This is a genomic window from Methylobacterium sp. Leaf87 (assembly GCF_001422775.1).
Lineage (GTDB): Bacteria > Pseudomonadota > Alphaproteobacteria > Rhizobiales > Beijerinckiaceae > Methylobacterium.
Genome location: NZ_LMMI01000017.1, coordinates 43403 through 51204, shown reverse-complemented (window position 1 = coordinate 51204; position 7802 = coordinate 43403). Strand labels below are relative to the sequence as shown.

Sequence of the window (7802 nt, the reverse complement as noted above, 5' to 3'; positions counted from 1 at the left end):
GCAACGATCTCCTCGGGCTTCGGGTGCTTTGCCATCTTGTCCGTCCTCCAGGCTTAAAAGCCATACCAAAGGGCGGACCACTTCAATGGGGGCGGACCAGTCGCGGGCCTCGACATGGACGGCACCGCCGCCACCGAGGCCGACGCCAAGGCAGCCGTAGAGACCGTCTGGACCGCATGGCTCGATCTGCTCGGGCTGCAGCCAATCCCCGGGAGTTCCTGATGCCCTGGTACCGGACGCCCAAGGCCGACTACAGCCACCTGCGCGGCGTCGACGATGACACCGCCCTCCAGCGCGCGATCCGCTCCCCCACGTATGGGGAGGCGCATCAGTTCGGCCTGATGGCGGACTACCACGGCCGCATCGCCATGATGTGGGGTGCGGCCGACGTCCTCCGCTACGAGCACCTCGTAGTCGTGCATGAGGCGACCCGCGCCTCCCACCCGAGCTTCTTCGGATTCGGCCGCCACTGGGTGGGTGCCTTCCTCCACGACGTCGTCGGCAACCTTGTCGGCCATGGCCTGCGCCTCGGCGTGCTGGAGGAGATCTCGATCGACGGTGGCCGGGCCTTCAAGCTCGTGCGCCGTGAGCCGCTGTTCGAGCGGACGGGATCCGGGAGCTGGCGTCGGATCACCGAGCGCAGCGGCCGCGGCGCCGCCCAGCGGGAGGCCTACCGGGTCCGACACGCGGCGGGCCTGGACGCCGAGATCTCCGAGCTCGTCGGGCGCCTGTGCGCCGGCGGGGCTGCAATCCCGGATGGTTGGTACCGGCGGTACCCCGAGCAGTTCGGCGCGCTCCGGGGCCTGGCGGTCCTGGTCAGCGACGCGCGCCCGACCATCGAGACCGCCCACCGCACGATGCATCTCGTCGACCAGAAATGGTGGGTGCGGGGGCTCGGGGACTTGGCCCGCAACGTCCGGCCCGCGCCGGCGGCCGCCGTGCCGGACGAGGACCTGGAATCGTTGGGGAGCTTGGCATGACGACCCTCTGGCACAAGGACCGCCTCTGGCCGTCCGAGACGTCGCCCATCACGGGCGGTGCCCTGCCGGGCGCGATCCCGCCCGGCATCTACGCCGAGAGCATCAAGGACTGGGAGCGCCTGCGGGCGAGGAGCTTCCGGCCTGGGCTGGACGTCATCCGGAAGGTCGGCGTGTCGAAGGTCGCGGGAATACCTCCGGCCGGCCTGATGATGAACGTCGCATCGGCCGAGCAGCTCGCCTGGCTCAAGGCCAACGAGAAGGTCGAGATCCCAGCGCCGGTCGTGCCGGCCGTCGGGGTCCGGGTGGACATGTCGCCCCTGGCGATCCTGGGGAGGCGGGCATGACCGAGGACCGGGAGCGGCTCTACCGTGGGATGACCCCCGAGCAGATCTCGGCGCACGAGGACTGGGTCCGCCGGTTCAAGGCGTCCGACGCCGGGAAGGCGGCCGCCGCGGCGCGGGAGGCCGAGCGGCTTGACCGCGAGCGGGGCATGCACGTCACCGCGATGCCGGACGAGGCGGTCCTCGCCGAGGCAATCGTCATCGTCCAGCGCGGCGCTGGCCTCAGCGCCGGCGTGATCTTCCTCCGCGAGGCCGGGTTCGAGAGGAGGGGCTGACATGCCAACCATCTGGCACAAGGACCGCTGGTGGCCGGGCGATCTCGTTGCACCTTTCGACACCCCTGCCTTTTGGGCGCTCCCCCTAGGCATCTACTGCGAGGATCGCGAGACCTTCGCCGCCCTGCGCCGATCGGCCTGGGAGAACGAGCCCGAGATGGCCTACGCCCCGGGCGGGCATGCCTCGATCGGGGGCATCGCGGTCTTCGTCGCCACCCCGGATCAGGCCGCGCTCCTTCGGGCGATGCCGGCCCGATCCCCTGAGGAATCCTTGGCCGAGATGCAAGCTGAGGTCGACGCGTTCGCCGCGAAGGTCGACCGGCTCCTGGCGCTCATGGAGCCGGCTCCCCGGCCGGCGAGGCATCCCGCGCCGGGGGCCAACCGCAGGCAGCGCCGGGCGGCCGAGGCCATGGGGAGGAAGCGGGCATGAGCTCCAAACTGTGGGACCGCCTCCAACACGGCGTGTCGACCTTGAAGGCGACCGCACCGGATCCCTCGGCGGTCGACGCCATGTCGCCGGCCGCCGTGTTCGGTGCGATGTGCGATCGCGTCATCGCCAAGCGGCAGGAGCTTCGCGAGGCCGAGCTCCGACGCATGCTCGGGTGCTGGGTCTCGGAGCTGAGACCATCGTTTGTCATCCGCGACGACGGCCGCTTGGCCGGCCTCTCGATCGAAGGCGCCCGCAATCCGGACGGGACCGTACCGCTCTACGTGCTGTCCCAGTACGTCGACCCGGCGGATCCCTACGGATCGCGGGAAGCCGAGCACGGTGCCGAGCGACCCTGGTACGCGTCAGGTGACAAAATCGAACTGGATCTCAGGCCATGACCGAGCAGCGCAAGATTCCCCGCAACGAGCATGGCCAGCCCTTCTACGAGGCGGGCGACCTGGTGACCCGGGACGGCACCGACGTGCACCGCGTCGTCAGCCACAACGGGTCGGAGGGTTACCCGCCGGACGGGTTCACCGTGGTGTGCGTGAAGGCCCCGGCGAGCGGGTGGACCGAGGTCGGCGAGGAGGAGTTCAACATCTGCAGCAGGTACTCCCCGGTCGAACCGGTGGACCCTCCGCAGACATGTCAGACATGCGGACGCCCGCTGCCTCGAACCGAGGATGATCCGATCGAGCGTCAGGCATGCGGGCGGCTGGCCATCCCGGTGCCGCATGTCGGGCTGTGCTTTCCGATCGACAACAAGGGCGGCCACCTGGTCCGGTGGTCATCCCGACCCGTACAGACGTCCCGGAACGCTCCTCGGGATGAAGCACCGTGAAGCCCGGCCGCGCCCGCTAGACGAGGCGCCACCATCCCGCGAGAGTGCCTCAACCTTGGGAGAGCACATGGCGGGACAGGCGAAGCGGACGCGGTTGAATGCCGTGATCACGAACGGGACGCTCACGATCCCGGAGGTCGAGGGCGAGTGGCATCACGACCCGCACCGGACCTTCTGGGTCGAGGTCTCGGGCATCGGGCTCAGCCAGGTCGTCTCGACCGATTACGGCGCCATCACCAGGTCGTCGCACCTGACGGGCATGGCCACGATTCGGAGGGACCGCGTCCGGCTCGCGGGATGGGGGGATGCGTGCAAGTCGCTGCCGGTCACCATCCGGCCCGCGATCCCGCAGGAAGACGGCAACGGCTACACCCCGTTCACCGGCGTGCTCGGCTTCATCCCGGGCGATTGGGAGATCAAGACCGAGGACAGCTGGTTCCTGGAGTGCTGGATCCCGGAGGTGGACATGGCGGCGATGCTAGCCGCCTACCGCGCAGGCGAGATGCCGTCGTTCCACCTCGGCACGAAGCTCGACCTGTGGATCGCTAAGGGCGACGAGCACACCCCCATCGGCTACGGCGTCACCTGGTACCTCGTCCCGTCGGAGGGCAGGCCGAGCGAGAGCCCCGAGGTGGCACGCGGCACTGTTCGGCTGGTGAGCTGGAGCGATGCCGTCAGGCCCAAGGTCGACGAGGACGAGCGCGTGCCGGACCCGGTACCGACGGCGGATCCGGTGGACCCGACCCCCAGCCCGGATGACGCCAACCTCACCGCCGCCGTGGAGCGCCTCCGCTCAACCGTCCTGATGGTCGGCCTCGCCATCGCGGCCGCCCTGGTGGTCACCTGGTTCGTCTGAATCCAAGCCAAAACGCCGCGTCCGGGGATCGACTCCCCCGCCGATTTGTTCTCTATTCGTTCTCATGAACGAGACGGTGGAGACGATCGTGGACGAGATGGAACGTGCGTACATGGAAGCCGCCGACGGCGACGCGCGGGACGCCCTGCGCCGGGCGCTCGGGGATGCGCTGGTGGAGATGGCCTCCCTGTCCGGACAGGTCAGCCGCGGCTTCGTGCGGGCCCAACGCCCGGCCGACTTGGCCAGGAAGCTCGGGCGGGAACGCCGGGCGCGTGAGGGGGCCCGGTAGGGAGCGGGCGTCGGGTTTCCCCTAGCCCCTCCGATAATCCCTGCGCGTGTGGGCAGGGCGAGCTCGAACGCTTCAAGCGGGTCAACGACACGGGTTCAACTCTGCACAGGGGCAGAGGCAGACGAATGACTGGGTCGTGGCCATGACGTTGGGGTCATCTCTGCGCGTGTGGGCAGAGCGGTGTCGACGGACTCTGTATGCCCGACGACGGCGCCGCCGTCATCCGGCAATGCAAGACGTGCTTAACGCGGCGCCGGCATGATGGCGGGCATGCCCGAGAACCTGCCCCCCACGAAACACATCCCGTACATCGACCCGGCCAAGGAGCCCGTGGTGTTCCTGGTCCACCGGTACCGGCCGGAGGGCGCCAAGGACGCGGAGATCCAGTTCGGCGAGATCACCGTCGCCGAGCTGGCGACGCACCCCATCTTCGTCGCCGCCGACATGACGAAGATCACGCGCCGGCGGATCCTCGAACATGTCGCCTCCGTCCGTGAGATCCGGGCCGACAGGATGCCCGTGGTGGGCCTGCACATCGTTCTTGCCCCGGGTAAAAACGACACCGTGCTCAGCTACGCGCTCGCCAAGGTTAAGATCGCCGTTTTTGCCAAGGCCATCTCGCTGTTCGAGAATGGCGAGTATCGCCTGGACATGGACCCAAGCCGGGAGCGGGCGCTCATTCGGATGCTGGAAGTCCTGGGGATCCCGGAGGCGCCTGAGGATCGGGACCACGATGCGGAGGCGTCGGCCGCAACCTTGGCGCCCTGAGGCCCTGACAGGAACGCCGCGCCCCCCCTTGGGAGTGACAACGCGGCGTGAGACCGTCGAATCGTGACCAGCACGGACAGGGCTTCGAGCCCCGATCCCGCGTCGCCGACCACCCCGCCGGACCCCGTCCGAGTGGGGTCTAAACGCGCGTATCTGTCCCCATAACTGTCCCCCTAGATCGGGGGCGGGTCTCGCGGTGCGTCTCTACAGAGGGGAAAATTGGTGGGCCCGGCAGGACTCGAACCTGCAACCAGACCGTTATGAGCGGTCGGCTCTAACCATTGAGCTACAGGCCCGACTTATCGGTTCAGCCTATGCCTTCCCATCCGCGCTGGGAACGGGGCCGACGCCGACGCGTCTGGCTATCGCGAAGTCGGCCGCTCGGCAAGGCTGGATTGCGTCGGACCGCCGAGACTCGATTGCGCTCCGATCGGCAGGCTTCAGCTCCGCCGATCTCCTATCTAAACGAGCACCTCGGCCAGAATGGACGGGATCTCGTTCGGGATCTCCCGGGCGAGGTAGCCGATCCCGCCATAGCGGCGTCCGAGGCGGCGACCGGCTTCGCCGTGAACGTATACGCTCCACAGGGCGGCCGTTTCCGGTCCGGCGCCGCGGGCGAGCAGCCCGACGATGATGCCGGCGAGCGTGTCCCCCGATCCGGAGGTCGCCAATCCGACATGTCCCGTCTCGTAGCACCATGCGCGGCCGTCGGGGGCGACGATGTGAGTCCGGCCGCCCTTCAGGATCGTCACCGTTCCGAAGCGCTCCGTCGCTTGGCGTGCCGCGGCGAGGGGATCGGCTTCGATCGCCTCGCGCTCCAGGCCGAGGAGCTGGGCCATCTCGCCGGCATGCGGGGTGATGATCGCAGGTTCCCTACGCGTGCGGGTCAGGTCGGTGTCGGCACGGAGCGCGATCAGGGCACCGGCATCGAGGACGATGGCGACGTCCCTCGCATTGTGAACGAGCGCGGTGGTCACGGCCTCGGTATCCGCGTCCTCGGCCATGCCGGGTCCGATCAGAACCGCATCGCTGGATGCCGCACGCGATGCGAGGCCGTCGGCGCAGGCCCGGCTGATGCCGCCATCCTTGGTCTGTGGCAGGCCGACCACCAAGGCTTCCGGGACGACGAGTCCCATCGGGATCGCGAGATCGCGGCAGACGGCAAGCTGCACCTTTCCGGCGCCGGCGCGCAGGGCCGCATTGGCGGCGAGAAGTACCGCGCCGGGAAGGCCGGTGCAGCCCGCCGTGATCAGCACACGACCGCGACTGTCCTTGCTGTCGCCGTCCGGCTCGGGCGGGGCCATGCTCCGGAGCAGGTGCTCGGTGACTGGCGTGACGGACTGCATGGATCGATCCTCCATCGTCGCCGCGAAAACTATTGCACGGCGTCGGTGTCCGGTTCGGAGGTAACGGGGGCGCCGTCCGCCTCAAGGGGTGCGACGAAGTTGTAGCGCACCAGCGCGAGACCGCTGCCGGGCGCTGCCGACGCCGAGAAGGCGTACTCGGTCACCCCACAATTCGCTACGTCGCCGTCCGCGTCGATGCTGAGGATCCCATCCTCGGTCATCTCCTCGAGAAGATACCGCAAGCACAGCACCACGACCTGATGTGCGACGAGAAGCACCCGGCGGCCATCGTGATGGAGCGAGATCGTATCGAGGGCGCTGCGCAGGCGCAGGATCACGTCGCACCAGCTCTCGCCGCCTGGGGGGCGGTGGTAGAACTTTCCGAGGTCGCTCCGGAGTGCGGCCTGCTCGGGATGGTATCGCTCGATGCCGGCGCGTGTCAGGCGATCGAGGATACCGAATTCCTTCTCCCGCAGGCGCTCGTCGACGAGAAGCGGTGGTGCCGCCGCCGCGAGGCCGCCCGCCCCCCTGATCGCTTCGGCGGTCTCGACCGCACGACGATAGGGCGAGGCGAGGAGCAGATTCGGGCGCTCGTCCTCGGGCAAGGCCGCGAACCAGCGGCCGAGGGCACCGGCTTGCCGATGTCCGAGGGCGCTCAAGGGGACGTCGACATCGCGCTCGGGGATGTCGATCCGGGCTGCGCCCGTCGCCTGTGCGGCATCCCGGGCGACGTTGCCGGAGCTCTCGCCGTGGCGGACGATCCAGAGCCGAAGTGGGTGTCCCTGTGGCACGGAAATCTCCGGAGCGCCGATCGGTTAGACCGAGCGCAACGCCCCGCCAGCGGCCACGTTCCGGCCGGGTGCCGCCCCGGTTCCCGGGCCGCCGGCCTCGTCGCCTCGCAGGGTTGCCCATAGCTTGATGCGCGATGCTCGCGTGGCGGCGGGGGCAAAGTGTCACAAGATCACCAACGGGCAAGATCACCAACGGGATGGAAGGTGCGGCTCAGCGTCATCGTGGTTCTGATCGCGCATACGCAACGTATTGGCATGAGCAGAGTTGTCGAAGAACCACGTGCCATCAAGGCGCAGTTCACCGCAGTAACTTGGCCATAGCCGCCATCGTCGTAAGGAAAGCGTCCGATGACCAGCGATGCACGAGCGATCTACGTCACGGCCCTCAAGAATACCCACGCCCTGGAGTTGCAGGCGCTCCAGATCATGGAGCGGCAGGTCGAGCGCCTCGAGAACTATCCGGAGATGGAGGTCGCTCTCCGCCGCCACATCGAGGAAACCCATGGCCAACGCGACCGGTTGGAGGAAGCTCTCTCGTCCCTGTCGGAAACGCCGTCTGCCCTGAAGGAGGGATTCCTTGGATTCGTCGGCAACATGATGGCCATCGCTCACGTGCCAGCCCAGGACGAGATCCTCAAGAACACCTTTGCGAACCAAGCCTTCGAGAATTTCGAGATCGCCGCCTATACATCGCTTCTCACCATCGGCGAGGCTGCCGGCCAGAGCGCGCACAGGTCGGCTTTCACGTTGTCCATCCAGCAGGAGGAAGGCATGGCCAAGGCCGTCGCCGCCCTCGTGGCGCCGACGACCCAGCGCTACCTCGAACTGACCCTGAGCGGTGCGACTGCGAGCCGGTAGCGCTCGCGCGTGGGGAAGACAGCCTGG

12 protein-coding genes and 1 tRNA gene are annotated in these 7802 nt (G+C 68.3%); 10 read left to right on the top strand and 3 right to left on the bottom strand.

Annotated features, from left to right (window positions below):
* The first annotated feature begins 221 nt into the window (after positions 1-221).
* From ASF22_RS11535 to ASF22_RS11495, 9 genes are all read left to right on the top strand, one after another.
* Entirely contained in the window at positions 222-980 is a 759-nt protein-coding gene (locus tag ASF22_RS11535) for a hypothetical protein (protein WP_056264272.1), read from the top strand.
* Positions 977-1324, top strand: a complete 348-nt coding sequence (locus ASF22_RS11530) for a hypothetical protein (protein ID WP_056264269.1) — start codon at positions 977-979, stop codon at positions 1322-1324. Before ASF22_RS11535 ends, ASF22_RS11530 begins: the two co-directional genes overlap by 4 nt.
* The gene (locus ASF22_RS11525) at positions 1321-1596 is read left to right on the top strand and encodes a hypothetical protein (RefSeq protein WP_056264268.1); all 276 of its coding nucleotides are present in this window, start codon (positions 1321-1323) and stop codon (positions 1594-1596) included. The genes ASF22_RS11530 and ASF22_RS11525 overlap by 4 nt, the downstream gene beginning before the upstream one ends.
* 1 nt (position 1597) lies before the next feature.
* Positions 1598-2026 carry a hypothetical protein gene (locus ASF22_RS11520; RefSeq protein ID WP_056264258.1) on the top strand — a complete coding sequence of 143 codons (429 nt, stop codon included), beginning with the start codon at positions 1598-1600 and terminating at the stop codon, positions 2024-2026.
* A gap of 32 nt (positions 2027-2058) precedes the next feature.
* Positions 2059-2424 (top strand): hypothetical protein, encoded by a 366-nt coding sequence (locus ASF22_RS11515; protein WP_210166652.1) that lies wholly within the window; start codon positions 2059-2061, stop codon positions 2422-2424.
* A complete protein-coding gene (locus ASF22_RS11510) occupies positions 2421-2867 on the top strand; it encodes a hypothetical protein (RefSeq protein ID WP_056264254.1) in 447 nt (148 codons plus the stop codon). Before ASF22_RS11515 ends, ASF22_RS11510 begins: the two co-directional genes overlap by 4 nt.
* A gap of 67 nt (positions 2868-2934) precedes the next feature.
* Positions 2935-3723 carry a hypothetical protein gene (locus ASF22_RS11505; protein ID WP_056264252.1) on the top strand — a complete coding sequence of 263 codons (789 nt, stop codon included), beginning with the start codon at positions 2935-2937 and terminating at the stop codon, positions 3721-3723.
* Between the two features lie 97 nt (positions 3724-3820).
* Positions 3821-4012: a hypothetical protein gene (locus tag ASF22_RS11500; protein WP_348271140.1), complete on the top strand. Its 192-nt coding sequence runs from the start codon at positions 3821-3823 to the stop codon at positions 4010-4012.
* Positions 4013-4282: 270 nt separating this feature from the next.
* A complete protein-coding gene (locus ASF22_RS11495; RefSeq protein ID WP_056264246.1) occupies positions 4283-4780 on the top strand; it encodes a hypothetical protein in 498 nt (165 codons plus the stop codon).
* 220 nt (positions 4781-5000) lie between these two features.
* On the opposite strand, the gene ASF22_RS11490 is transcribed toward ASF22_RS11495, so the two are convergent.
* From ASF22_RS11490 to ASF22_RS11480, 3 genes are all read right to left on the bottom strand, one after another.
* Positions 5001-5076 (bottom strand) — tRNA-Ile (locus ASF22_RS11490).
* 165 nt (positions 5077-5241) lie between these two features.
* The gene (locus tag ASF22_RS11485) at positions 5242-6126 is read right to left on the bottom strand and encodes an NAD(P)H-hydrate dehydratase (RefSeq protein ID WP_056264243.1); all 885 of its coding nucleotides are present in this window, start codon (positions 6124-6126) and stop codon (positions 5242-5244) included.
* Between the two features lie 29 nt (positions 6127-6155).
* On the bottom strand, positions 6156-6917 hold the full coding sequence (locus ASF22_RS11480; RefSeq protein WP_056264240.1) for a histidine phosphatase family protein: 762 nt from the start codon (positions 6915-6917) through the stop codon (positions 6156-6158).
* Between the two features lie 348 nt (positions 6918-7265).
* Here ASF22_RS11480 and ASF22_RS11475 point away from each other — a divergent pair, with 348 nt between their 5' ends.
* Positions 7266-7775 carry a ferritin-like domain-containing protein gene (locus tag ASF22_RS11475; protein WP_056264237.1) on the top strand — a complete coding sequence of 170 codons (510 nt, stop codon included), beginning with the start codon at positions 7266-7268 and terminating at the stop codon, positions 7773-7775.
* Positions 7776-7802: the final 27 nt, after the last annotated feature.

Coding starts and splice junctions, on each gene's coding strand:
- ASF22_RS11500 (WP_348271140.1), top strand. CDS start 3,821: ATGGAACGTGCGTACATGGAAGCCGCCGACGGCGACGCGCGGGACGCC.
- ASF22_RS11535 (WP_056264272.1), top strand. CDS start 222: ATGCCCTGGTACCGGACGCCCAAGGCCGACTACAGCCACCTGCGCGGC.
- ASF22_RS11510 (WP_056264254.1), top strand. CDS start 2,421: ATGACCGAGCAGCGCAAGATTCCCCGCAACGAGCATGGCCAGCCCTTC.
- ASF22_RS11520 (WP_056264258.1), top strand. CDS start 1,598: ATGCCAACCATCTGGCACAAGGACCGCTGGTGGCCGGGCGATCTCGTT.
- ASF22_RS11475 (WP_056264237.1), top strand. CDS start 7,266: ATGACCAGCGATGCACGAGCGATCTACGTCACGGCCCTCAAGAATACC.
- ASF22_RS11505 (WP_056264252.1), top strand. CDS start 2,935: ATGGCGGGACAGGCGAAGCGGACGCGGTTGAATGCCGTGATCACGAAC.
- ASF22_RS11525 (WP_056264268.1), top strand. CDS start 1,321: ATGACCGAGGACCGGGAGCGGCTCTACCGTGGGATGACCCCCGAGCAG.
- ASF22_RS11530 (WP_056264269.1), top strand. CDS start 977: ATGACGACCCTCTGGCACAAGGACCGCCTCTGGCCGTCCGAGACGTCG.
- ASF22_RS11495 (WP_056264246.1), top strand. CDS start 4,283: ATGCCCGAGAACCTGCCCCCCACGAAACACATCCCGTACATCGACCCG.
- ASF22_RS11485 (WP_056264243.1), bottom strand. CDS start 6,126: ATGCAGTCCGTCACGCCAGTCACCGAGCACCTGCTCCGGAGCATGGCC.